Below are 22667 nucleotides of genomic sequence, written 5' to 3' on the forward strand. Positions count from 1 at the left end.
CACTCAATGACCGAACGTCGCCGCACTGGCCTCATCCTTCTCCTCGTCCTCGGCCTGCTCGCCGCCTCCGGCGTCGTGATCGCGACGAAGGACACGAAACTCGGCCTCGACCTGGAGGGCGGCGTCGAGCTCGTCTATCAGGGCAAGCCGACACCCGAGGTTCCCGAGGTCACGCCCGAGGACATCGACCGCGCCGTCGAGATCATCCGCAACCGCGTCGACCAGCTCGGCGTCGGCGAGCCGGAGATCGTCCGCGCGGGTCGCGACCAGATCTCGGTCGGCCTCCCGAGCGTCCAGAACATCGAGCGCGCGAAGAACCAGGTGGGCACGCCGGCTCAGCTGCACTTCTTCGACTGGGAGGAGAACGTCCTCACGCCGGAGGGCAGATTCGTCGCCCCCGGGCTGACGTCGGGGGACGCTGACTCGACGCGCATCAGCCAGGGCGCCGGCGACACGAGCCAGGGCCAGCCGCTCTACGACGCGGTCAAGCTCGCCTCGAGACAGAGAGCGGGCGCGGACTCGAGAACCGGCTCGCGCACCGGCACCGCCTACTACCTCTTCGACAGAGAGCACCGCTACCTCGCCGGCCCGGAGGAGTCCGAGGCCGACCTGCTCTCCGCGATCGACAGAAGAACGCTGCCGCCCGGCAGCGAGGTGCTCGGCGTCCCGCAGGGCTGGGTCGTGCTGCAGGCCGTCACGCGCGACTCCGGCGAGACGATCGAGATGGGTGATCCGTCGGCGCGCTTCTACGTGCTGAAGGACAACGTCGCGCTCTCCGGCAAGGACATCAAGGACCCGACGCAGGGCTTCAACGACCTCCAGCAGCCGGACGTCGAGTTCAGATTCACGAACAGAGGCAAGTCGGCGTTCCAGAACATCACGCGCGAGATCTCGCAGCGCGGCCAGAGCCTCGCGCTTCCCGGCGTCAACCCGGCGAACGTCGTCCAGCACTTCGCGGTCGAGCTCGACGGCAGACTGATCTCGGTCGCCTCGATCGACCCGCAGCGCCTCCCCGACGGCATCGACGGCGAGAACGGCGCGATCATCGAGGGCGGCTTCACGATCACGAGCGCGCAGGACCTCGCGAACCTGCTGAAGCTCGGCGCGCTCCCGATCGGCCTCGAGCTGATCTCGCAGTCGCAGGTCTCCGCGACGCTCGGCAAGCAGGCGCTCAACGAGGGTCTCGTCGCCGGCATCGTCGGCCTCGCGCTCGTCGCGGTCTTCCTCGTCGCCTTCTACCGCATCCTCGGCGTGATCGCGACCTTCGCGCTCCTGATCTACGGCGTCTACTTCTTCGCGCTGATCAAGCTGGTGCCGATCACGATGACCCTGCCGGGCATCGCCGGCACGATCCTCACGATCGGCGTCGCGGCCGACGCGAACATCGTCATCTTCGAACGCGTGAAAGAGGAGGTGCGCGCAGGGCGAAGTGTGCCCGCGGCCATCTCCGCGGGCTATCGCAAGGGCCTGACGGCGATCATCGACGCCAACGTCGTCACCGTCATGGTCGCGTTCATCCTCTTCATGCTCGCGACCGCGGGCGTCAAGGGCTTCGCCTTCACGCTCGGCGTCGGCACGCTCGTCTCGCTCTTCACGGCCGTCTTCGCGACCCAGGCGATACTCACGACGATGGGACGCACGAGACTGCTCGCGCGTCCCTCGGCGCTCGGCGCCTCGGGCGAGGGTCACAGATGGAAGGCCGACTTCATGGGCCTCTCCAAGTGGTTCTTCTCGATGTCGGGGATCATCCTCCTGATCTGCGCCCTGGCGATCGGCTCGAAGGGCCTGAACTTCGGCATCGACTTCACGTCCGGCACGCGGATCACGACGAACCTGCAGCAGTCCGCTGACGAGTCGCAGGTCCGCAGCGTGCTCGAGGGCGTCGGCGCGTCCGACGCGAAGATCCAGAGAGTCTCGAACGCCGAGCTCGGTCCCAACGTCGTGCAGATCTCCACCGAGGAGTTGCGGCCGGCGCAGGTCCAGACGGTCAGAACGGCGTTGGAGAGAGAGTTCGGCGGCGTCTCGAACTTCTCCAGCTCCTCCGTCGGGCCGTCGTTCGGCGAGACGATCGCGAACAACGCGATCGTCGCGATCATCGCCTCGCTGTTCGTCATCTCGGCCTACATCGCGCTCCGCTTCCAGTGGAGATTCGCGGTCCCGGTCCTGATCGCCGTGGCGCACGACATCCTGATCGTGAGCGGCATCTACGCGTTGACGGGCCGGGAGGTGACGGCGTCGACGGTCGCGGCGCTCTTGACCGTCTTGGGCTACTCGCTCTACGACACGATCATCGTGTTCGACCGAATCCGAGAAAACATGCCGCGCATGCCGCGGGCCGCGTTCTCGCAGATCGTCAACCGCTCGATGTCCGAGGTGCTGACGCGATCGCTCGCGACCTCGTTCTCGACCGGTCTGCCGATCCTCGCGCTGATGCTGTTCGGCGGCGAGACGCTGCGCGACTTCGCGTTCGCGCTGCTCGTCGGCGTGCTCTCCGGCGCGTACTCGTCGGTCTTCATCGCCGGTCCGGTGCTGTGGCACTGGAAGGAGCGCGAGCCGGTCTACGTCGCGCGCCGCAAGCGGATCGAGTCGGAGAACGGCGGGATCGTGCCGCCGTACGCGCTGGCGACCGCCGGCGCTCCGGTCGACGTCGAGCCCGAGCGCAGAAGACGCCGCTCGCGGCGCCTGACGACGCCGGACGATCCGGAGCGCGGCGTCTCGGCGGACGAGTTCGAGCAGATGAAGCGCGACCTCGACGTGGACGACAGCCCGGCGGCGATCACGCGCCCGCCGCGCCGTGCGGCGCGCAGCGCGACGGCCACGCCACCGCCACCGCCCCCGCCTCCCGAGTCGGAGCCGGAGCCGGAGGCAAGACGAGATCCGAACGGGCGTGCGCCCGACGAAGCTGAGAACGACGGCATGGTGAAGGAGCCCAGAAAGCCCAGCGCTCGCCGTCGTCGTCACGGGAGGCCGCGCTGATGGGAATGCTCGTTTGGACGATGATGGGGCTTGCCGTCTGGCACTTCACCGTCTTCCTCCCTGACCACTTCTGGGGCGGCATCGTCGGCGCGTTCCTCGCCGCGATGTTCGGCGCGATAATCGTCGGTCTCGCGATACACGGCTTCAGCGTCCCCGGCAACAGCGACACGTCCGTCCTGACGGCGGTCGAGGGCGTCCCCGGCGCGCTGATCGGCCTCGGGCTCTGCTACGCCGAGGGACTGCGCCGCGAGCGCAAGGACGGCGTCGCCGTCACGGACGCGACCGGCCGGCCCGCCTAGCGCGGGACGCGGGACGTGGCCGGCCGATCGGCCGGCCCGCCTAGCCGGGACGCGTCTTGACGACCGGTCGGCCCGCCTGGCGCGGGACGGCGGCCGGTTCCGGCCCGCTCGCGCGGGCCGGTCCTGCCCTAGAAGTCCTCGGGCGTCCAGGGGGCGCGCGGGGTGTGCAGCGCGACGTCCAGCCGCGCGAGCGCGCCCGGCGTCAGCTCGGCGATCCGGCCGGCGTCGGCGAGCCGCACGGGCGAGACGCCGCCGAGGTACGCGGCGCCGAGCGCGGCGACGTCGAGCGCCAGGTCCGGCGCGCGGTCGGTCGGGCTGCAGCGCCCGTCGCCCTGCGCCGACGCCTCGAGCCGCCAGCTGCCCGCGTTCGCGGGCAGCCGCCTGTCGGTGACGTCGAGCACGAGGTCGAGCGGCGCCGCCCACGCCCGCCCGGCGACCGCCGCCGGCAGGTCGAGCAGGCGCAGCCACAGCGCGTCGTTGACGTCGGCGACGTGCGCCGCCTCGAAGTCGTCGAAGCGGAACTTGAGCGGGTCGTCGACGGGACGGCCGGTCGCCTTCACTCTGCCGACCAGGTCGATCTGGCGGAAGTAGCCCCACAGCGTCGCCTCGGCCTCGGTGTCGGGCGCGATCAGCTCCAGCACCTCGACCGTCGTCGCCGGCTCCGCGTCGCGAGCGCGGTAGAGCGCGTAGCCCTGCGCGGCGCCCGCCGCGTCGCGCGCGACCACGAGACGCGTCTCGTGCGCGCCCTCGCGCTCGTCCTCCAAGTCGCTGAGGACGTTGCCGCTCCACCACTGCTCGGTGCGCGCGGGAACGCCCGCGCGCTGCGCGCGGACGCGCTCCCACAGCGGGTCGAGCAGGGGGCCGGCGCCGTCGAGCGGCAGCAGCTCCAGCGTGAAGTCGGCGCCTTGGGAGCGCGGCGGCGGCGGGCTGCCACCGTCCAGCTCCAGCGTCGCGACCTGCGTCGCGACGCCGTAGCCGAAGCGGCCGTAGATGCCGCCCTCGGCGGCCCACAGGCCGGCGAGCGGCTCGCCGGCGGCTGCCGCCTGCTCGAACAGGCGCGCCATCATGCGCGTGAGGATTCCGCGGCGGCGGTGGGTGGGGAGGACGGTGACGACGGTGACACCGGCGGACGCCAGCTCTCCGCCGGGCACCGAGAGGCGCTGCGGGAAGGCGCCCGACGTCGCGACGATCGTGTCGCCGTCGAGGACGACGATCGTCCGGTCGAGGTCGAGCAGCTGCCACCAGCGTCTGAGCGAGGCGTCGGTCGTGGTCTCGTGGAACGCGACGTCGAGGCAGGCACGGAATCCGTCGGTGTCGCCGGCGGTGAGGTTGCGGATGCGGAGTTCGTCTTGCACGCAGACGAGGCTATCCAGCGTCCGTCCCGCCCACACGGGGGATAACCGACCAGGGGGCGAACACCGCCCGGCGTTCGGTCCGGCTCTCTCCGTACCGTGATGGGCGTGTCCGCCACCGCGCTGCCTCCTTCCGCCCTCGCCCCCTCCCCCGCGCGAGGCGCCGAGCCGGCGGACATGGCCGGCCGGCGGATCGAGCTGGCGCCGTGCGATCCGGCCGCGGTCGAGGCGCTGCGCGCCGCGCTCGGCTGCAGCCGCACGCTCGCGCAGGTGCTGGTGCGGCGCGGCCACGCCGACCCTGCGGCCGCGCGCGCCTTCCTCGCCGCCACCGATGCGCACGACCCGGGCGAGTTCGGCGGGATCGACGTGGCGGTCGAGACGATCCTCGGCCACGTGCGCGCCGGCACGCGCATCACCGTCCACGGCGACTACGACGTCGACGGCGTCTGCTCGACGGCGATTCTGCTGCGGGCGCTGCGCCAGCTCGGCGCCGACGCGGACTGGTTCCTGCCGAGCCGGATCGACGACGGCTACGGCCTCGCCGCGACGACCGTCGAGCGGCTCGCCGCGCGCGGGACGCGCCTGCTGATCACCGTCGACTGCGCGATCACCGCGGTCGAGGAGGTCGCAGCCGCGCGTGCCGCCGGGATCGACGTCGTCGTCACCGACCACCACCAGCCGCGCGCCGACGGCCGGCTTCCGGACGCGCCGATCGTCCACCCGTCGATCAGCGGCTACCCGTTCCCCGACCTCTGCGCCGGCGGCGTCGCGTACAAGCTCGCACAGGCGCTCCACCGCGCCGCGGGCGGCGATCCGGCGCGCGCCGACGACGACCTCGACCTCGTCGCGCTCGCGACCGTCGCCGACCTCGTGCCGCTGCGCGGCGAGAACCGGCGGCTCGTGCGCGAGGGCCTGCGCGCGCTCGCGTCGACCGCCAAGCCGGGGCTGCGCGCGTTGATGCGGGTCGCGAGAGTCGATCCGAGCGGCCTCGACGCCGGTGCGGTCGGCTATCGGCTCGCGCCGCGCATCAACGCGGCCGGGCGCCTCTACCGCGCCGACGCGGGCGTCGAGCTGCTGCTGACCGACGACGAAGCTCGCGCCACGGCGATCGCCGACGAGCTGGACGCCGCGAACGCCGAGCGCCGCATGACCGAGCAGCGGATCCTCTGGGAAGCCGAGGAGCAGGTGCGCGAGCTGGGCGAGCGACCGGCGTACGTGCTCGCGGGCGAGGGCTGGCACCCGGGCGTGATCGGCATCGTCGCCTCCAGAATCGTCGAGCGGACGAACCGCCCAGCGCTGCTGATCGCGCTCGATCCGGACACCGGCTCGGGGACCGGCTCGGGCCGCTCGATCCGGGCGTTCGACCTGCTCGGCGCGCTGCACGCCGCCGCGCCGCTGCTGGAGCGCTACGGCGGCCACAGAGCGGCCGCCGGCCTGACGATCGCCGCCGGTCGCGTCGCACAGCTGCGCGAGGCGTTCGAGGCGCATGCGGCGTCGGTCCTCAGCCCGGAAGATCTCGTGCCGGTCGAGCGCGTCGACGCGCTCGTCGGCGGCCGCGCGCTCGGGCTGGAGCTGGCCGAGGAGCTGGCGCGGCTGGAGCCGTGCGGGATGGGCAACCCGCGCCCGAACCTGCTCGTCCCCGCCGCCCATCTGGTGGACGTGCGGCCGATGGGGCAGGAGGGCAGGCACGCCCGCTTCAGCGTCGAGGCGGGCGGGACGCGCTGCCGCGCCGTCGCGTTCAGCTGCGACGGCCGGCTCCCGGTCGACGAGCAGACGCCCGCGGACGCGACCTTCCGGCTGGAGCGCAACGAGTGGAACGGCGCGGTCGAGCCGCGCCTGCTGCTGCGCCACGCGACGCCGAGCACGCCCGCGCCGATCGAGCTGCTGGGAGAGCCCGGCGACGGGGCTTGGCTGCCGGCGGTCTGGGCCGAGCTTGAGCGGCTGCGCGCGGGCGGCGCGCCGCACGACGCCGGTGCGGCCAGCGGCGGCGCGGCTGGCGGCGGCGCGGGCGGCGGCGGCGCGCTCGACGGCGGCGCGGGCGCGCTCGGCGGCGCTCCGATGATCCTCGACCGGCGCGGCGAGGGCGGCGCGGCGATCCTCGCGGACCTCGTCGCGAGCGGCGGGCGCGTGCTGGCGATCTGCGCGGACGTGCCGCGACGGCTGCCGGGGCTCGCCCCGCGCGTCGGCGGCTTCGCGCTCTGCTCGCACGCCGCGCTGGAGCGCGATCCACGGCTCGCGGACCGCTTCGACCACGTCGTCGTGCTCGACCCGCCCGCCTCGGCCGCCGAGCACGCGCGGATGCGCGCCAGCGGCGGGGAAGGGGCGAAATCGTTCGTCCATCTGGCGTGGGGTGCTGCTGAGCTACGATTTGCACAGCAGATCCATGAGTCGGAGTACGACCTTCGTGCTTCGCTCGTGCCGCTCTACCGGGTCCTGCGGGACCGCGGGACGGTGGCCGGCGAGGAGCTCGAGCGTCTGCTTCGCGGGGACGGACCGCACGGTCGCTCGGCGTCGCTCGCCGCTCGGCTGGTCGGAGTCCTCGAGGAGCTGGAGCTCGTCAGCCTCGACCGGGAGCTGCAGGCCCTGACGGTCGCGAGCGCCGAGCGCACCCAGCTCGACCGCTCCGCGATCCACCGGGCCGCCACCGCGCGATACGAGGACGGCCAGCGATTCCTGCTCGAGACGGCAACGACACCAACGGACGCAGCACCCGCCTGACGCGGTCCAACGGCCGCGCCGGTCAGGCTGCGGTCGCGCACGCCGAGAGAGAGGTCGGCGGCGGCCGCCTGCCGGTCGACGGCGCCGACCATCCGCTGACACCTGCTCCGGTCGCCTCCGACGGCCTCAGCGCGTCCGAGCGCAGCCTGCTCGGCGACCTCTTCGCGATCGTCGAGGAGCACGCCGCCGACAGCCCGTTGGAGATCGACCGCGAGCAGGTCGAGCGCGCGTTCGTCTACGCCTGCGAGCACCACGCCGACCAGCGGCGCAAGTCGGGCGAGGAGTTCATCATCCACCCGGTCGGGGTGGCGAAGATCTGCGCCGGCATGCGGCTCGACACCGAGACGCTCGTCGCCGCGCTGCTGCACGACACCGTCGAGGACACCTCCGCGTCGCTGGAGGACGTCCAGGACAAGTTCGGCGAGGAGATCGCCGGGCTGGTCGACGGCGTCACCAAGCTCACCGGCCTGACCTTCTCCTCGCGCGACGAGGCGCAGGCGGAGAACTACCGCAAGATGATGGTCGCGATGGCCTCCGACATCCGGGTCATCCTGATCAAGCTCGCCGATCGGCTGCACAACATGCGCACGATCGAGGCGATGCCGAAGCAGAAGCAGATCGAGAAGGCGAAGGAGACGCTGGACATCTACGCGCCGATCGCGCATCGGCTCGGCATCCACGCGATCAAGTGGGAGCTGGAGGACCTCGCGTTCGCCACGCTGCACCCGCGCAAGTACACCGAGATCAAGGGCCTCGTCAACCAGCAGCGGACCGAGCGCGAGCGCTACGTCAACGAGGCGGGCGCGTTCGTCTCCAAGGAGCTGGACGCGCTCGGCATCCACGCCGAGATCTCCGGCCGCGCGAAGCACTTCTACTCGATCTACTCGAAGATGACGAGAAAGGGTCGCGAGTTCAACGAGATCTACGACCTCACCGCGATGCGCGTGATCGTCGACTCGGTGAAGGACTGCTACGGCGCGGTCGGCGTGATCCACTCGCTCTGGAAGCCGCTGCCCGGCCGCTTCAAGGACTTCGTCGCGATGCCGAAGTTCAACATGTACCAGTCGCTGCACACGACCGTGATCGGGCCGGAAGGGCGCCCGCTGGAGATCCAGATCCGCACGCGCGAGATGCACGACATGGCCGAGTTCGGCATCGCCGCGCACTGGATCTACAAGCAGGACCCGACCTCCAGCGAGGGCGACGGCAAGCTCAAGTGGCTGCGGCGCCTGCTCGACTGGCAGCAGGAGATGTCGGACCCCAAGGAGTTCATGGACACCTTGAAGGTCGACCTCTTCGAGGACGAGGTGTTCGTCTTCACGCCGAAGGGCGAGGTGAAGTCGCTGGCCGCGGGCGCGACGCCGCTGGACTTCGCCTACGAGGTCCATACCGACGTCGGCCACCGCACCGTCGGGGCGAAGGTCAACGGCAAGATGGTCCCGCTCTCGTACGAGCTGCGCTCGGGCGACATCGTCGAGGTGATGACCTCCAAGCGCGAGCGCGGCCCCTCGCGCGACTGGCTCGCGCTCGTCAAGACGACGCGCGCCCGCAACAAGATCAAGCAGTGGTTCAAGAGCGAGTCGCGCAAGGACACCGAGCACGCCGGCCGCGAGCTGCTGCAGGAGCACCTCAAGAAGCAGGGCCTGCCGGCGCAGCGGATCGTCGGCTCACCGCTGCTCGCAGACATCATCCGCGAGATGGGCTTCCGCAAGGGCGACGAGTTCTACATCGCGCTCGGCGCGGCGAAGATCTCGCCCAGAACGGTCGTCAACAAGGTCATGCAGCGGCTCAAGCAGGGCGAGGCCGCCGAGGGCACGCCGACGGCGGCCGACGACCTGCTGAAGACCAACCCACAGCGCGAGCGGCGCCCGACGACCTCCTCGACCAAGTTCGGCATCTCGGTCGACGGCGTCGGCGACGTGATGCTGCGGCTGGCGAAGTGCTGCCGGCCGGTCCCCGGCGACCCGATCGTCGGCTACGTCTCGCTCGGCCGCGGGATCACGATCCACCGCGAGGACTGCCCGAACGTGCAGACGCTGCGCAAGGACCCGGACCGCTTCACGCCGGTCTCGTGGGACGGAGAGGCGGCGACGTCGTTCAAGGTCGAGATCCACATCGACGGCTGGGACCGCCATCGCCTGCTGGAAGACCTCGCCAGGACCTTCAGCGAGGCGGGGATCAACATCGTCGACGCGCGTTGCACTTCGAACCCGCCGATGATCCGCAACCGCTTCGTGATCGAGGTCGCCGACACCAAGACGCTCGACACCACGATCACCAAGCTGCGGAACATCGAGGCGGTCTTCGACGCCTACCGCGTAACGCCCGGCGCGGGCGCCTGAACGACCTCGAAGTCGCGCCCGGTCAGCCGGTCGAGCGCATGCAGCTGGTCGTTGTCCCAGCGTGGGTGCGGGGCGCCGCTGACGTACCACGGCGAGCCGTTGTCGGCGAGGATCAGGCCGTAGCGCTTCATCGCGGTGGCCAGCACCCGCGCCTGCGGCGGCAGCCCGCGCAGGCTCACGCGCGCCTTCAAGCGGACGCGGAGTCCCATCGGCGGCAGGCTCGGGTCGCTCGCGTCTGATGCGAAGTGTTGCGCGGGCGGGACGAACGCCTTGCGCGTGCGCGGCGCGGTGAAGCGCAGAGCGTGACGGATCGCGCCCTGCGCGACCTCCTCGTAGCGGGCCAGGCCCGGGAGGATCGGCAGGCCGGCGGCATCGGCCGAGGTCCAGCCGCGCGGGCGCTGGCGGTCGCCGCCGCGCAGATCGAAGATCGCGCCCGAGCCGGCCCGCCAGCTCGTGCCGCCGCCGAGCGGGTGCGCGTCGAACAGCTCGTAGAGCTTGCAGGCGCTCTTGTCCACCACGAGTACGTGGCGATCGCCGTCGGCGCGCGGCCCGCCTTCGATCGGCGCACGCGGCGGGATCGGGTACGGGCCGCGGTCGGACTCGCCGGCGTAGCCGAAGCTCACCTTCACGCGCCTCTGCCCGCCGCCCACGACCGTGTAGGGGATCCCGATCGGCCCGCCGTCCCAGCGGCCGGAGCCGAAGTCGGCGTGGAAGTTGGCGGTGAGGCCGATGCTGCGGACGAGCTGCGCTGAGTCGCTTCGAACCGGGGCTCTGTCCACGCGCTGGTTCCAGGACGAGGTCTCCCTGAGGACGGGGCAGCCGGCGAGGCTGGGGGCTTCTTGCGCGTTCACTGCCGCCGCCGCGGTGACGCCGACGCCTACGACGGCCGCGAGGAGGGTGGGGAGGAGGGCTCGCACGGGGCGGATCCTACATTCCGCTTCCACCGCTTTTTGAGGGCCGGTAGTTTGGTGGTCTCCTGGACCACCAAACGACCGCGGCTCGCGCAGCGTGCGCCCGCTCAGGCGACGATGGTGAGGGCGCCGGGGTCGGCGCGGAAGACGGCTTCGGGGACGTAGCCGAGGTAGTCGCCGTCGACCTGGAGCGGCAGCTCGCGCTCGTCGAGCGAGCGGATCGTGATCTCGCCGGCATCGGCGAACGCCTCGACGCGGTGGTGCTTGACGATCCGGGCGCTGCGGGAGAGCGCGCGCCAGGTGACCGTCGGCATGTCGATCATGCTCGCGCGCTTGAGCACGACGCCGGCGAGCGTGCCGTCGTCGAGCGCGACGTCCTCGGCGAGGTCGATCGGCCGCTTGCCGAAGTAGGTGTAGGGCATCGTGTTCTGCACCATCGCGGTGACGCCGTCTATCCGCTCGCCGCCGACCTCGACGGCGAGCCGCGGCGGGCGCACGATGTAGTCCTTCGTGAACGCCGAGACCGCGGACAGCGAGTAGAACCACGGGCCGTAGCGGGCCTTCAGGCGCGGCCTCGCGTCGACCCGCCGCGTGACGCTCGCGTCGAGCCCGAGACCGGCGGTGAAGAGGTAGCGGCGGCCGTTGACGATGCCGAGGTCGATCGCGCGCGGTCTCCAGTCGTCGGCTATCCGCAGCAGGTGCTCGGTCGCGTCGACGACGTCGTTGGGGATCCCGAGGATGCGGGCGAAGACGTTCGTCGAGCCGCCCGGCAGGCACGTCAGCGGCGTCCCGGATCCCGCGAGCCCGTTCGCCGCCTCGTTGACGGTGCCGTCGCCGCCGAAGGCGCAGACGACGTCGTAGCCCTCCTGCGCCGCTTCGCGGCACAGCTCGGTCGCGTGGTCGCGGGCCTGCGTCTCGACCGAGTCGACCTGGTAGCGCCCCTGGAGCGCGTACACGACGAGGTGCTTGAGCCGATCCGAGACCGTCGTCGCGTACGGGTTCACGATCACGAGCATGCGCTTGCTCGGCTTGGTCGAGGCGAACGTCTCGGCGAGGCGCTCGAGCGAGTCGAGAGAGGTGGCGGTCACGACCTGTCTACTCCGCCGCCGCGCGCGCGTTACGCGCGCGGGCGCGGCAGCGCTGGCGGGCGGTCAGGCCGTCAGAGCCAGTTGCGCTTGCGGAAGAAGCCGATCATCCCCGTGCCGACGATCACGAGGATCGCGACGACGACCCAGAACGGCTCGATCTGCCCCTCGCCGGGGACTTTCACGTTCATTCCGAAGATCGACGCGATCAGCGTCAGCGGCAGGAAGACGACCGTCAGCACGGTCAGCACGCGCAGCACGTCGTTGAGCTGGTGGGAGAGGACCGACTCGTTCGTCGCCTCGAGCGCCTCGACGGTCTCCTTGTACGTCTCCAGCATCTGCCAGATGCGCTCGGAGGCGTCGTTGATGTCGTCGAAGTAGACGTCGAGGTCGTCGGCGAGGTAGCGCTGCTTCGTGCGCTCGAGGTCCCCGAAGACCGCGCGCTGCGGGCGCACGACCTTGCGGAAGTTGATGATCTCCTGCTTGACGTTGGAGATGTCGCGGACGACCTCGGCGGAGTTGCCGGCGAAGATCTCGTCCTCGACGCGCTCCAGCTTGTTGCCCATCTTCGCCAGCATCGGGAAGCTCGCGTCGACGCACGCGTCGACGATCTTGTAGAGCAGGTAGCCGGTGCCCTTCGAGAACCAGCTGTCGCGCAGCTCGTCGTTGGTGCGGCAGCGCTCGAACAGGTACTCGACCGGCTGCAGCGGCTGGTTCGGCAGCGTGACGACGAAGTCCGGCCCGACGAAGAGGTCGAGCTCGGCCGCGTTCAGGCGGCCGACCTGCTTGTCGAAGCGCGGGAAGTACAGGACGATGAAGAGGTAGTCGTCGTACTCGTCGATCTTCGGCCGCTGGTTGCGCGAGTAGACGTCCTCGTAGTCGAGCGGGTGGAAGTCGAAGCGCTCCTCCAGCCACGCGCGATCGCCGGGGCGCGGCCGCTCGATGTGGATCCAGCGGACGCCGCAGCCCTCGACGACCTCGATCTCCGAGGCTTCGGGCTCAGTCGGCGGTGCCGAGAGGTGCGCGCGCCCGCGGGGACCGCGAACGAAGCGAGGCTTGGGCAAGCTCGGCATGGGAACTTGGCGGCTCGTCGCTCATCGGGTCGGTGATCTCAGGCGGCACGGGAGTCATTCTACCCCGCACCAGGCGTTTTCCGGAATGGCGCGTTGCAGGAACGTCACGAGCTTGCATATACTTGCGCCACATAGCAGTACGCATCCAGAGGGGTGGAGGGTTATGGCCCGACGAAGCCCCGGCAACCCCCCGTAAGGGGAAGGTGCCAATTCCATCAGGCAAAGCAACAAGCCTGGGAGATGTGGTTCGGCGGTTCTACGACCTCTGCCACGGAAACCCGGCGGAGGTTTTTTTGATGCCGCCAGTGTCACTGACCTGCAAAGAATGCAAGACCGTCTATGAGCTCGAGGCGAAGTACGTCTGCGAGCGCTGCTTCGGTCCCCTCGAAGTCGCCTACGCGGCGCCGACCGATGTCGACGCCGACGAGCTGCGCCGCCGCATCCAGGCGGGGCCGCACTCGCTGTGGCGCTACCGCGACTTCCTCCCGCTCGCCGGCGCGCCGCCGCGCGACACGCTGCCGGCCGGGTGGACGCCGCTGCTGCGCGCCGACCGGCTCGCGGAGCGGCTCGGCATCGGCGAGCTGTGGATCAAGAACGACGCCGCGAACCCGACGCACTCGTTCAAGGATCGCGTCGTCGCCGTCGCGCTCGCGCGTGCGAAGGAGCTGGGCTTCCAGACGATCGCGTGCGCATCGACCGGCAACCTCGCCAACGCCGTCGCCGCGCACGCCGCGGCGGCCGGCCTCGACTCCTACGTCTTCATCCCGTCCGACCTCGAGGAGCAGAAGATCCTCGCGACCGGCGTCTACGGCACGAACCTCGTCGCCGTCAGAGGGAACTACGACGACGTCAACCGCCTCTGCACCGAGGTCGCTGGCGAGCACGAATGGGCGTTCGTGAACATCAACATGCGCCCGTACTACTCCGAGGGCTCCAAGACGATCGCGTACGAGATCGCCGAGCAGCTCGGCTGGTCGGTCCCTGATCGGATCGTCGCGCCGATCGCCTCCGGCTCGCTCTTCACGAAGGTCGCGAAGGGCTTCGAGGAGTGGATCGAGCTGGGTCTCGTAGACGGCGCGGTGCCGACGATGAACGGCGCACAGGCGACCGGCTGCTCGCCCGTCGCCACTGCGTTCGGCGAGGGCACCGACATCTGCCGTCCGGTCAAGCCGGACACGATCGCCAAGTCCCTCGCGATCGGCAACCCGGCCGACGGGCCGTACGCGGTCGAGCTGGCGCGCAAGACCGGCGGCGGGATCGACGCCGTCACCGACGACGAGATCCGCGCCGGCATCAAGCTGCTGGCCGAGACGACGGGCATCTTCACCGAGACGGCGGGCGGCGTCACGACGGCGGTGCTCGCGAAGCTCGCCGCACGCGGCGACATCGACGCCAGCGAGAGAGTCGTCGCCGTCATCACCGGCGAGGGCCTGAAGACGCTCGACGTCGTGCGCGGCACGTTCGAGACGCACCTGATCGAACCGAGCTACGAGGCGTTCGAGGCGGTCGTCCCCGGCGCGGTGGCCGCCTGATGGCGATCACGGTCAAGATCCCGACGCAGCTGCGCGCCGCCACCGGCGGCGCGTCGACCGCCTCGGTCGAGGGCGGGACGGTCGGCGAGGTGCTGGACGCGCTGTACGAGCAGTTCGGCGAGCTGCGTGAGCGGATCGCCGACGACGGCGGACTGCGGCGGTTCGTCAACGTCTACATCGGCGGGGAGGACATCCGCTTCCTCAACGGGCTGGAGACGTCGGTCGCCGACGGCGACGAGGTCACGATCCTGCCGGCGGTCGCCGGCGGCTGAACGGCCGCGGCGCCCACCGCACCACACCCTCGCAGCGTGCTCCACGCGGCGGCCCAGCGGCCGCCGCGTCGCGTTCCTGGCGCGATCGCGTTCAGTGAGGGGAAGTTGACTATTTAGGCTCTGTTTTCGCGTGCCGATAGAGACGGTGCAGCGCTGGTCGACCAAGCTCCCGCGTGTGGGACGCAGGGATCGCTGCACGGTCGCCCGTTGCGCACAGCAGATCGCAACGACGTAGGGCAGGGGAGGGCTGACGGGCCGCCGCGCGCACCGCCGCGGCGGCCCGTCAGCGTACGATGCGGCGGACGTCGCAGTGTCGCTATCAAGGGAGCCGTTGGATGCGCTGGAGGATCGCCGTCGCCGCACTCGTCGCGTTCGTGGCCTGTATGGGAGCGACTGCGATCGCCGCGCCGGCTGTGCGCACGCCGTCGCTGGTCGTGAGACCGCGGGCGGCGGCGCCGGGCGGCACCGTCGTCTTCTTCGGCCGCGACTTCCCGCCGCACGTGCGGCTCGTGCTGCTGGCGGGACCGCCGAGCAGCGAGGCGACGCCGATCGGCGCGGCGCACACGGACAGAGAGGGCCGCTTCCGCGCGCCGATCAAGATCGCCCGCGGGGTCACCCCGGGCCGCTACGTCGCGCTCGCGTGCCGGCACGACTGCCGCGTCAAGGCGTCGGCGATGTTCCGCGTGCTCGCGCCGCGGGAGTAGAGCGCGCGGGGCGGCCGGGCCGGCGCGCGGGGTGTGGTGCGGCGCGGCCGGCGCGCGGGGGCGGGCCGGCGCGGGGGCGGCCGACTAGCCGCGACGGGGGTCGTCGGCGAGCGCGTGCGTCTGGGCGCTCGCGGCGGCGGCGGCACGTGCCGCGGAGCGGGCGCCGCGCGCGGCTTCGCGCAGCGCGAGCCGCTCGTCTCTCGCGTGCGCGATCAGCTGCTCCGCGGCTTCGCCGAGCGCCAGGTTGGCGCTGCTGAGGCGCTCGAGCTGCTCGGCCAGGCGCGCGAGCGGATCGTCGGCGGCGGGGACGGTCATGCGGGGATCAGTCTCGCACGACCGCCCCCGCCGATCCAGCCCGTCCGCGAGGGGGGACGCGAACGGGTGCGCGACGGATCCCCCGACCAGCATGGGTGATCCCCGCTACAGCGGGTATGATCCCCGCTGGAGGGAGTGGTATGCAAGGCCGAACCGGTGGGAGGGTTCGGACGTGGCCGAACCGCTTCACCGAGAGCGCCGCGCGCTGGCGATCGCCGTCCGCGAGCTGCGAGCGCGCAGAGCGCTCAAGCAGGAGGAGGTCGGCGAAGCCGCCGGCCTCGGGCGCAACTACCTCACGACGCTGGAGAGCGGCCGCACCAACCCCTCGTTCGACGCGCTCGTGCGGATCGCGAGCGGCCTCGGCGTCCCACTCAGCGAGCTGACGCGCATCTATGAGGAGCGGCTGGACGACTGAGCGCCCGCGGCGCGCGGGCGTCCGGCGCCCGAGCGGGGTAAGCTCCTGCACTCACGCGCCCGTAGCTCAGTGGATAGAGCGCTCGCCTCCGGAGCGAGAGGTCGCAGGTTCGAATCCTGCCGGGCGCGCTCGCAGACCCCCTCCGGACCGTGCTGCTCGCGATCCTCTCCGACACCCACATGCCGAAGGGCGACCGCGCGCTGCCGGCCGCCTGCGTCGAGCGCTGCCGCGCGGCCGACCTGATCCTCCACGCCGGCGACTTCATGCGCGAGGAGATCCTGTTCGAGCTGCAGTCCTACGGCGAGGTCGTCGCGGTCCACGGCAACGTCGACGAGGCCGGGCTGCGGCGCGACCTGCCGGCCGAGCGGATCGTCGAGCTGCCCGGCGGCGTGCGAATCGCGATGACGCATGACGCCGGCCCGGGGCAGGGGCGGCTGGAGCGGATGCAGCGGCGCTTCCCGACCGCGCACGCGCTCGTCTTCGGCCACTCCCACATGCCGCTCCACGCGACCGATCCGGCGACCGGCTTCCAGCTGTTCAACCCCGGCAGCCCGACCGAGCGGCGGCGCGCGCCGCGCCACACGATGGGCATCGGTCGCGTCGCCGACGGCGCCGTGGCATTCGAGCTGATCACCCTCGACTAACCTCGAAACCCGCCGATGGACCTCTCACTCTTCTTCGCCGGCACCGCCGGCTCGGTGCCGACCGCACGCCGCGGCCTGCCCGCGATCCTGCTGCGCCGCGGCGCCGACCGGATCCTGTTCGACTGCGGCGAGGGCACGCAGCGCCAGCTGCTGCGCTCGGCCGGGCTCGCCGACCTGACCGACGTCTTCATCACGCACTTCCACGCCGACCACTGGCTCGGGCTGCCCGGGATGCTGAAGACGTTCGACCTGCGCGCGCGCGACAAGCCGCTGACGATCCACGGGCCACCGGGCCTGCGGAAGCTGATGAACGACATGAGATACGTCTGGGGCGGCTGCGGCTACGAGATCACGCTTTCCGAGCTGCCGCCGGACGCGATGGTCGAGCGGGACGAGTACGTGATCGAGCCGTTCCTCGTCAACCACCGCGGCACCGCGTACGGCTACGTGATCACCGAGGACGACCGCCCCGGCAGATTCGACGCGCAGCTCGCCGAGCAGCTCGGCGTCACGCCCGGGCCGGACTTCGGCCGCCTCCAGCGCGGCGAGACGATCGGCGGCGTCAGACCCGAGCAGGTGATCGGCGAGACGCGGCTCGGCCGCAAGCTCGTGATCTCCGGCGACACCGGTCCGTGCGAGGAGCTGATCGAGATCGCGCACGGCGCCGACGTGCTCGTGCACGAGGCGACCTTCACGCAGGAGGAGGCCGACCGCGCCCGTCAGACCCAGCACTCGACCGCCGCGCAGGCGGCGAAGGCCGCCGTCGAGGCCGAGGTGAGGCTGCTCGCGCTCGTCCACCTCTCGACCCGCTACGGCGGGCGCGAGATCCGCGAGGAGGCGCGCGCGGTCTTCCCCGCCACGGTCGTCCCGCGCGACTTCGACGCGATCGACGTCCCGCTGCCCGAGCGCGGCGCGCCCGAGCTGGTGCGCTGGGACGGCGGCGGGCGGCCGCTGCCGCGGGAGGCCGCGGCCGAGGTCGCCGCCGTGGAGCCGGGGAGCTGACGTGTCGCGCCCGGCGAGCTGGACAGCCGTCGCGCTCGGCGTCGCCGCCGGCTTCCTCGTCGGCGTGCTGTTCGTGATCGCGATCGGCGGCGACGCCGACCCGCCGAGAACGCGCACGGTGACCGTCCTCAGCAGAGCGCCGCCGCTCAGCGGCGACGAGACCGTCGTCACGAAGACGGCGGTCCCCGACGTCGTCGGCGAGCGGCTCGACACCGCGCGCGACCGGCTGGAGCGGGCCGGCTTCGACGTCGACGAGGACGACGGCGGCATGTTCGGCTCGATCGTCGACTCCAACTGGGAGGTCGTCGAGCAGGACCCGCCGCCCGGCACGCTGCTGGAGCGCGGCTCGTCGGTGCGCATCAGCCTCGACCGGCGCTGACCGGGCACCGCTGCGTCCAGGGGCGTTGCTACGCTCCCGAGCGCAGGTTCCGTTCCTTTAACCAGGTCCCGTGAGGCCAGGAAGGCACGCGTGAGTGAAGCGAAGGTCGTCCTCGACCGCGACGACATGCGGCGTACCCTCGTGCGGATCGCGCACGAGATCGTCGAGAAGAACCCCGCGCAGCAGATCGCCATCGTCGGCATCCACCGGCGCGGCGCCGTGCTCGGCGCCCGGCTGCACGCGCTCGTCGCCGAGCTGCTCGACCGCGAGCCGCCGCTCGGCGACATCGACATCGCCTTCTACCGCGACGACGTCGCGACCCGCCCGAGCGCGCCGGTCGTCCACGCCTCGCACCTCGACTTCCCGCTCGACGGCCTCACCGTCGTGATCGTCGACGACGTGCTCTACACCGGCCGCACCGTCCGCTCGGCGATCGAGGCGATCTTCGACTACGGCCGGCCGGCGCGCGTCCAGCTCGCCGTGCTCGCCGACCGCGGCCACCGCGAGCTGCCGATCCGCCCCGACTACGTCGGCAAGAACCTTCCGACCGCGCGCGAGGAGCGCGTCAACGTCCGCGTCGAGGAGCTCGACGGCGTCGACGAGGTCACGATCTCAGCCGCCAGCACCGCCACCTCGGAGGTGACCGCCCCGTGAAGCATCTCCTGTCGATCGACGACCTCGACCGCGCCGGCATCGAGCGCGTGCTCGACCGCGCCGCCTCCTTCGCAGAGGTCGCCGGTCGCGAGATCAAGAAGGTGCCCGCGCTGCGCGGGCGCACGGTCGTGAACCTCTTCTACGAGGCCTCGACGCGCACGAGCAGCTCGTTCGAGCTGGCCGCCAAGCGGCTCTCGGCCGACCTCGTCTCGATCCGCGCCGCCTCCTCCAGCGTCACGAAGGGCGAGTCGCTGAAGGACACGATCGCGACGCTGACCGCCTACGACCCAGCCGCGATCGTGATCCGCTCGCCGCACGCCGGCGCCGCGCAACTGGTCGCCGGCTGGACCGACGCCGCCGTCGTCAACGCCGGCGACGGCAAGCACGAGCACCCGACGCAGGCGCTGCTCGACGTCTTCACGCTGCGGCAGAAGCTCGGCTCGCTCGACGGCGTCAAGATCTGGATCGTCGGCGACGTGCTGCACTCGCGCGTCGCGCGGTCGGACATCCTCGCGTTCACGCGGATGGGCGCGCACGTGACGCTCAGCGGACCGCCGACGCTGATCCCGCGCGGGATCGAGGCGCTCGGCTGCGACGTCGAGCCGACGCTCGATCGGCTTCCCGAGGCGGACGTGGTCTACGTCCTGCGCATGCAGCACGAACGGATGAAGGAGGCGTACGTGCCGTCATTGCGCGAGTACGCGATGCGATACCAGATCGACACGAACCGGCTCCAACCGCACCAGGTGCTGATGCACCCGGGTCCGGTCAACCGCGGGGTCGAGCTGTCGGGCGACGCGATCGACTCGCCGCAGGCGCTGATCGGCCAGCAGGTCGAGGCCGGCGTCGTCGTGCGGATGGCGGTGCTGTACGAGCTGCTCGCGGGCGCCGGTGCGGCGAAGTCGCCGATCGGCAGCGTCGAGACGGCGGTGGCCGCGTGAGCGTCAAGGGCCTCTGGTTCCGCGGCGGGCGGCCCGCCGAGCTGCTGATCGCCGGCGCGCACCTGCTCGACCCGCGCAGCGGCCTCGACGGCCCCGGCGACGTGCTCGTGCGCGACGGCGAGATCGCCGAGATCGGCGCACCCGGCGCGCTGACCGCTCCCGAGGGCGCGGAGACGATCGACGGCGAGGGGCTGCACCTGTTCCCCGGCTTCGTCGACCCGCACGTCCACTTCCGCACGCCCGGCCAGGAGCACAAGGAGGACCTCGCGACCGGCACCGCCTCCGCGGCCGCCGGCGGCTTCACGGCCGTGATCGCGATGCCGAACACGGCCCCGACGCTCGACGACGCGTCGATCCTGCGCTCGCTGCGCGAGGCGGCCGAGCAGCAGGCGCGCGTGCCGGTCGGATTCCTCGCCGCGATCACGCGAGGGCTCGGCGGCGACGAGCTGACCGAGATGGCGGAGCTGCGCGACGCCGGCGCGCTCGGCTTCACCGACGACGGCAGACCGGTCGTCTCGGCGGGAATGCTGCGCAAGGCGCTCCAGTACCAGCGGCTCTGCGGCGGCGTGCTCGGACTGCACGAGGAGGACCCGTCGCTGTCGAACGGCTGCGTGATGCACGAGGGCGAGGTCTCCGCCCGCCTCGGCCTCGCGGGCTACCCGTCGATCGGGGAGTCGACGATCGTCGCGCGCGACGCCGCGATCGCCGCGTTCGAGGGCGGCCGGATGCACTTCCAGCACCTCTCGGCGGCCGAGTCGGTCGAGGCGCTGGCGTACTGGAAGGGGAGAGGCGCGCAGGTCACCGGCGAGGCGTCGCCGCACCACCTCACGCTCACCCACGAAGCCGTCCTGTCGCTCGACACGCGCTTCAAGATGAACCCGCCGCTGCGCGCCGAGTCCGACCGCCAGGCGCTGATCGCCGGCCTCAAGGACGGCACGATCGACTGCATCGCGACCGATCACGCGCCGCACGCCGCGCACGAGAAGGAGGTCCCGTTCGAGGAGGCGCCGAACGGCGTCACCGGGCTGGAGACCTCGTTCGCCTCGATCTACACCGAGCTGGTGCTGCCCGGGGTCCTGCCGCTCTCGCTGCTGGTCGAGAAGCTGACCTCAGGCGCCGCGCTCTACGACCTCTGCACGCCGAAGCTGGAGGTCGGCGCGTCGGCGAACCTCGCGCTCGTCGACCTCGGCGCGGAGTGGGTCGTCGGCGAGCACGGCTACGCGAGCCGGTCGGCGAACTCCTGCTTCCACGGCCGCACGTTCAACGGCGTCGTGCGGCTGACGGTCGCCGCCGGCACCGTCGCGCACAAGGCGCTCGCGGGCGCCGAGGTGACGGCATGACCGCCGCGGCCCCCGCGCGGACGCTCGACCGCGCGCGCACCGCGCTCGTCGTGATCGACGTGCAGGAGGCGTTCGCGAAGGCGGTCCAGCGCTTCGACGACGTCGCCGAGGCGACGGCGATCCTCGTCAAGGGCGCGCGCGTGCTCGACCTGCCGGTGATCGTCACCGAGCAGTACCCGCGCGGCCTCGGCGACACCGTCGAGCCGGTCCGCGACGCGCTCGGCGACGGCGCCGCACGGCTGCCGAAGACGGTCTTCTCGGCCGCGCGCGCCGACGGCTTCGACCTCCAGGGACGCGACCAAGCGCTTGTGTGCGGGATCGAGACGCACGTCTGCGTCTCCCAGACGGCGCACGACCTGCTCGGCCGCGGCATCGAGGTCCACGTCGCGACAGACGCGGTCTCCTCGCGCAGCAACGCGAACCGCGACCTCGGGCTGCGCAAGATGGAGGAGAGCGGCGCGATCCTGACGTCCGTCGAGACGGCCCTCTTCGAGCTGCTCGGCGCGGCCGGCAGCGATGAGTTCAAGGCGATCCAGAAGCTGGTGATGTAGATGAGCAACGAGGCAACGGCGTACGTCCTGCTGGAGGACGGCGAGCGCTTCGACGGGATCGCCTGCGGTGCCGACGGCCACGCGGTCGGCGAGGTCGTCTTCACGACCGGCATGACCGGCTACCAGGAGGCGGTCACCGACCCGAGCTTCGCCGGCCAGCTGATCACGTTCACGACCGCGCACGTCGGCAACTACGGCGTCTCGGCAGAGGCGATGGAGTCCGGCCGGATCCACGCGCGCGCCGCGATCATGCGCGCCGCGACCAACCGCGAGGACGCGCCCGGCGCCGAGGGCGGCTGGCTCGACTGGCTGCGCGACTGCGGCATCCCCGGCATCACCGACCTCGACACGCGCGCGCTCGTGCGGCACATCCGCGACGCGGGCGCGATGCGCGGCGGCGTCTTCCCGGCGTCGCTGTCCGAGGACGACGCGCGCGCGCTGATCGCCGCCGAGCCGTCGATGGCCGGCCGCGACCTCGCCCGCGAGGTGACGCCGGAGGCGCTCGTGCGGCTGGAGCCGCTCGGCGAGGGTCCGCTCGGGAGCGACGGCCCGACGATCGCGATGATCGACACCGGCGTGAAGTCTTCGATCGTGCGCAACCTGCGCGAACGCGGCGCGACCGTCGAGCTGCACCCGTGCGGCACAAGCGCCGCGACGCTGCTCGCCGGCGACGCCGACGCCTTCTTCATGGCCAACGGCCCCGGCGACCCGGCGGCGCTCGGCTACGTCGTCGAGACGCTGCGCGGGCTCGTCGGCAAGAAGCCGGTCTACGGCATCTGCCTCGGCCACCAGCTGCTCTGCCGCGCCGTCGGCCTCGAGACGTACAAGCTGCCGTTCGGCCATCGCGGCTCCAACCACCCGGTCAAGGACCTCTCGACCGGCCGCGTCGAGATCACGAGCCAGAACCACGGCTTCGCGGTGCGCGGTCCCGACGGCGGCGAGCGCGTCGAGACCGACGAGCCGGTCCGCTGGGAGACCGACTTCGGCGCTGCCGAGCTGACGCACGTCAACCTCTACGACCGCACCGTCGAGGGGCTGACCCTGCGCGACGTGCAGGGCGCGACGGTCCAGTACCACCCCGAGGCGGGGCCGGGGCCGCACGACTCGCTCTACCTGTTCGACCGGTTCATCAAGGAGATCGCCGGCGCGTAGCCGGGAGACG

General features: G+C 71.7%; 21 protein-coding genes, 1 tRNA gene and 1 riboswitch. Of the genes, 17 read left to right on the forward strand and 5 right to left on the reverse strand.

Features of this window, described 5'->3' with window-relative positions:
- The first annotated feature begins 6 nt into the window (after positions 1-6).
- Positions 7-2976, forward strand: coding sequence for a protein translocase subunit SecDF (locus tag CWOE_RS15890; protein ID WP_012934653.1), 2970 nt, complete (start codon positions 7-9; stop codon positions 2974-2976).
- A complete protein-coding gene (locus CWOE_RS15895; protein ID WP_012934654.1) occupies positions 2976-3275 on the forward strand; it encodes a hypothetical protein in 300 nt (99 codons plus the stop codon). Before CWOE_RS15890 ends, CWOE_RS15895 begins: the two co-directional genes overlap by 1 nt.
- A gap of 128 nt (positions 3276-3403) precedes the next feature.
- Here the strand turns inward: CWOE_RS15895 and CWOE_RS15900 are convergent, their stop codons facing one another.
- Positions 3404-4630: a GNAT family N-acetyltransferase gene (locus CWOE_RS15900; RefSeq protein ID WP_049793296.1), complete on the reverse strand. Its 1227-nt coding sequence runs from the start codon at positions 4628-4630 to the stop codon at positions 3404-3406.
- A 105-nt stretch (positions 4631-4735) separates the two neighbouring features.
- On the opposite strand from CWOE_RS15900, the gene recJ reads away from it, so the two are divergent.
- Together recJ and CWOE_RS15910 are read left to right on the forward strand one after the other, a co-directional pair.
- Entirely contained in the window at positions 4736-7345 is a 2610-nt protein-coding gene (recJ, locus tag CWOE_RS15905; RefSeq protein ID WP_160165526.1) for a single-stranded-DNA-specific exonuclease RecJ, read from the forward strand.
- A 197-nt stretch (positions 7346-7542) separates the two neighbouring features.
- Positions 7543-9687, forward strand: a complete 2145-nt coding sequence (locus CWOE_RS15910) for a RelA/SpoT family protein (protein ID WP_012934657.1) — start codon at positions 7543-7545, stop codon at positions 9685-9687.
- On the opposite strand, the gene CWOE_RS15915 is transcribed toward CWOE_RS15910, so the two are convergent.
- The 3 genes from CWOE_RS15915 to CWOE_RS15925 all read right to left on the reverse strand — a co-directional run bounded on the left by CWOE_RS15915 (position 9657) and on the right by CWOE_RS15925 (position 12756).
- Positions 9657-10604 (reverse strand): hypothetical protein, encoded by a 948-nt coding sequence (locus CWOE_RS15915; RefSeq protein WP_012934658.1) that lies wholly within the window; start codon positions 10602-10604, stop codon positions 9657-9659. The genes CWOE_RS15910 and CWOE_RS15915 overlap by 31 nt on opposite strands.
- Positions 10605-10705: 101 nt before the next feature.
- Complete coding sequence (locus tag CWOE_RS15920) at positions 10706-11686, reverse strand: diacylglycerol/lipid kinase family protein (RefSeq protein WP_012934659.1); 981 nt, start codon at positions 11684-11686, stop codon at positions 10706-10708.
- Between the two features lie 71 nt (positions 11687-11757).
- Positions 11758-12756: a magnesium transporter CorA family protein gene (locus tag CWOE_RS15925; RefSeq protein ID WP_012934660.1), complete on the reverse strand. Its 999-nt coding sequence runs from the start codon at positions 12754-12756 to the stop codon at positions 11758-11760.
- A 138-nt stretch (positions 12757-12894) separates the two neighbouring features.
- A riboswitch (SAM riboswitch) is annotated at positions 12895-13003 on the forward strand.
- 49 nt (positions 13004-13052) lie between these two features.
- Here CWOE_RS15925 and thrC point away from each other — a divergent pair.
- The 3 genes from thrC to CWOE_RS15940 all read left to right on the forward strand — a co-directional run bounded on the left by thrC (position 13053) and on the right by CWOE_RS15940 (position 15264).
- Positions 13053-14288 carry a threonine synthase gene (thrC, locus tag CWOE_RS15930; RefSeq protein ID WP_012934661.1) on the forward strand — a complete coding sequence of 412 codons (1236 nt, stop codon included), beginning with the start codon at positions 13053-13055 and terminating at the stop codon, positions 14286-14288.
- Positions 14288-14560 (forward strand): ubiquitin-like small modifier protein 1, encoded by a 273-nt coding sequence (locus CWOE_RS15935; RefSeq protein WP_012934662.1) that lies wholly within the window; start codon positions 14288-14290, stop codon positions 14558-14560. The genes thrC and CWOE_RS15935 overlap by 1 nt, the downstream gene beginning before the upstream one ends.
- A 335-nt stretch (positions 14561-14895) precedes the next feature.
- Complete coding sequence (locus CWOE_RS15940; protein WP_012934663.1) at positions 14896-15264, forward strand: hypothetical protein; 369 nt, start codon at positions 14896-14898, stop codon at positions 15262-15264.
- An 84-nt stretch (positions 15265-15348) separates the two neighbouring features.
- On the opposite strand, the gene CWOE_RS15945 is transcribed toward CWOE_RS15940, so the two are convergent.
- Entirely contained in the window at positions 15349-15579 is a 231-nt protein-coding gene (locus CWOE_RS15945; protein WP_012934664.1) for a hypothetical protein, read from the reverse strand.
- 172 nt (positions 15580-15751) lie between these two features.
- Here CWOE_RS15945 and CWOE_RS15950 point away from each other — a divergent pair, with 172 nt between their 5' ends.
- From CWOE_RS15950 to carA, 10 genes are all read left to right on the forward strand, one after another.
- Entirely contained in the window at positions 15752-15994 is a 243-nt protein-coding gene (locus CWOE_RS15950) for a helix-turn-helix domain-containing protein (protein WP_012934665.1), read from the forward strand.
- A 55-nt stretch (positions 15995-16049) separates the two neighbouring features.
- Positions 16050-16122, forward strand: a tRNA-Arg gene (locus CWOE_RS15955).
- Positions 16123-16143: 21 nt separating this feature from the next.
- Entirely contained in the window at positions 16144-16638 is a 495-nt protein-coding gene (locus CWOE_RS15960; RefSeq protein WP_012934666.1) for a metallophosphoesterase family protein, read from the forward strand.
- A gap of 15 nt (positions 16639-16653) precedes the next feature.
- A complete protein-coding gene (gene rnz / locus CWOE_RS15965) occupies positions 16654-17640 on the forward strand; it encodes a ribonuclease Z (RefSeq protein WP_012934667.1) in 987 nt (328 codons plus the stop codon).
- Position 17641: 1 nt separating this feature from the next.
- Positions 17642-18019, forward strand: coding sequence for a PASTA domain-containing protein (locus CWOE_RS30795; protein ID WP_012934668.1), 378 nt, complete (start codon positions 17642-17644; stop codon positions 18017-18019).
- A gap of 90 nt (positions 18020-18109) precedes the next feature.
- Entirely contained in the window at positions 18110-18673 is a 564-nt protein-coding gene (gene pyrR / locus CWOE_RS15975; protein WP_012934669.1) for a bifunctional pyr operon transcriptional regulator/uracil phosphoribosyltransferase PyrR, read from the forward strand.
- Complete coding sequence (locus tag CWOE_RS15980; RefSeq protein ID WP_012934670.1) at positions 18670-19614, forward strand: aspartate carbamoyltransferase catalytic subunit; 945 nt, start codon at positions 18670-18672, stop codon at positions 19612-19614. Before pyrR ends, CWOE_RS15980 begins: the two co-directional genes overlap by 4 nt.
- Entirely contained in the window at positions 19611-20954 is a 1344-nt protein-coding gene (locus tag CWOE_RS15985) for a dihydroorotase (protein ID WP_012934671.1), read from the forward strand. Before CWOE_RS15980 ends, CWOE_RS15985 begins: the two co-directional genes overlap by 4 nt.
- Positions 20951-21505 carry an isochorismatase family protein gene (locus CWOE_RS15990; protein ID WP_012934672.1) on the forward strand — a complete coding sequence of 185 codons (555 nt, stop codon included), beginning with the start codon at positions 20951-20953 and terminating at the stop codon, positions 21503-21505. The genes CWOE_RS15985 and CWOE_RS15990 overlap by 4 nt, the downstream gene beginning before the upstream one ends.
- Positions 21506-22657: a glutamine-hydrolyzing carbamoyl-phosphate synthase small subunit gene (gene carA, locus CWOE_RS15995; RefSeq protein WP_012934673.1), complete on the forward strand. Its 1152-nt coding sequence runs from the start codon at positions 21506-21508 to the stop codon at positions 22655-22657.
- The last annotated feature ends 10 nt before the right edge of the window (positions 22658-22667 follow it).

This window comes from Conexibacter woesei DSM 14684 (assembly GCF_000025265.1).
In the GTDB taxonomy this organism is placed as follows: domain Bacteria; phylum Actinomycetota; class Thermoleophilia; order Solirubrobacterales; family Solirubrobacteraceae; genus Conexibacter; species Conexibacter woesei.

What these genes read in the sequence shown, in the direction of transcription:
- CWOE_RS15895 (WP_012934654.1), top strand. Translation starts at nt 2,976, where the DNA reads ATGGGAATGCTCGTTTGGACGATGATGGGGCTTGCCGTCTGGCACTTC.
- CWOE_RS15990 (WP_012934672.1), top strand. Translation starts at nt 20,951, where the DNA reads ATGACCGCCGCGGCCCCCGCGCGGACGCTCGACCGCGCGCGCACCGCG.
- rnz (WP_012934667.1), top strand. Translation starts at nt 16,654, where the DNA reads ATGGACCTCTCACTCTTCTTCGCCGGCACCGCCGGCTCGGTGCCGACC.
- CWOE_RS15940 (WP_012934663.1), top strand. Translation starts at nt 14,896, where the DNA reads ATGCGCTGGAGGATCGCCGTCGCCGCACTCGTCGCGTTCGTGGCCTGT.
- CWOE_RS15890 (WP_012934653.1), top strand. Translation starts at nt 7, where the DNA reads ATGACCGAACGTCGCCGCACTGGCCTCATCCTTCTCCTCGTCCTCGGC.
- thrC (WP_012934661.1), top strand. Translation starts at nt 13,053, where the DNA reads ATGCCGCCAGTGTCACTGACCTGCAAAGAATGCAAGACCGTCTATGAG.
- CWOE_RS15945 (WP_012934664.1), bottom strand. Translation starts at nt 15,579, where the DNA reads ATGACCGTCCCCGCCGCCGACGATCCGCTCGCGCGCCTGGCCGAGCAG.
- carA (WP_012934673.1), top strand. Translation starts at nt 21,506, where the DNA reads ATGAGCAACGAGGCAACGGCGTACGTCCTGCTGGAGGACGGCGAGCGC.
- CWOE_RS15935 (WP_012934662.1), top strand. Translation starts at nt 14,288, where the DNA reads ATGGCGATCACGGTCAAGATCCCGACGCAGCTGCGCGCCGCCACCGGC.
- CWOE_RS15925 (WP_012934660.1), bottom strand. Translation starts at nt 12,756, where the DNA reads ATGCCGAGCTTGCCCAAGCCTCGCTTCGTTCGCGGTCCCCGCGGGCGC.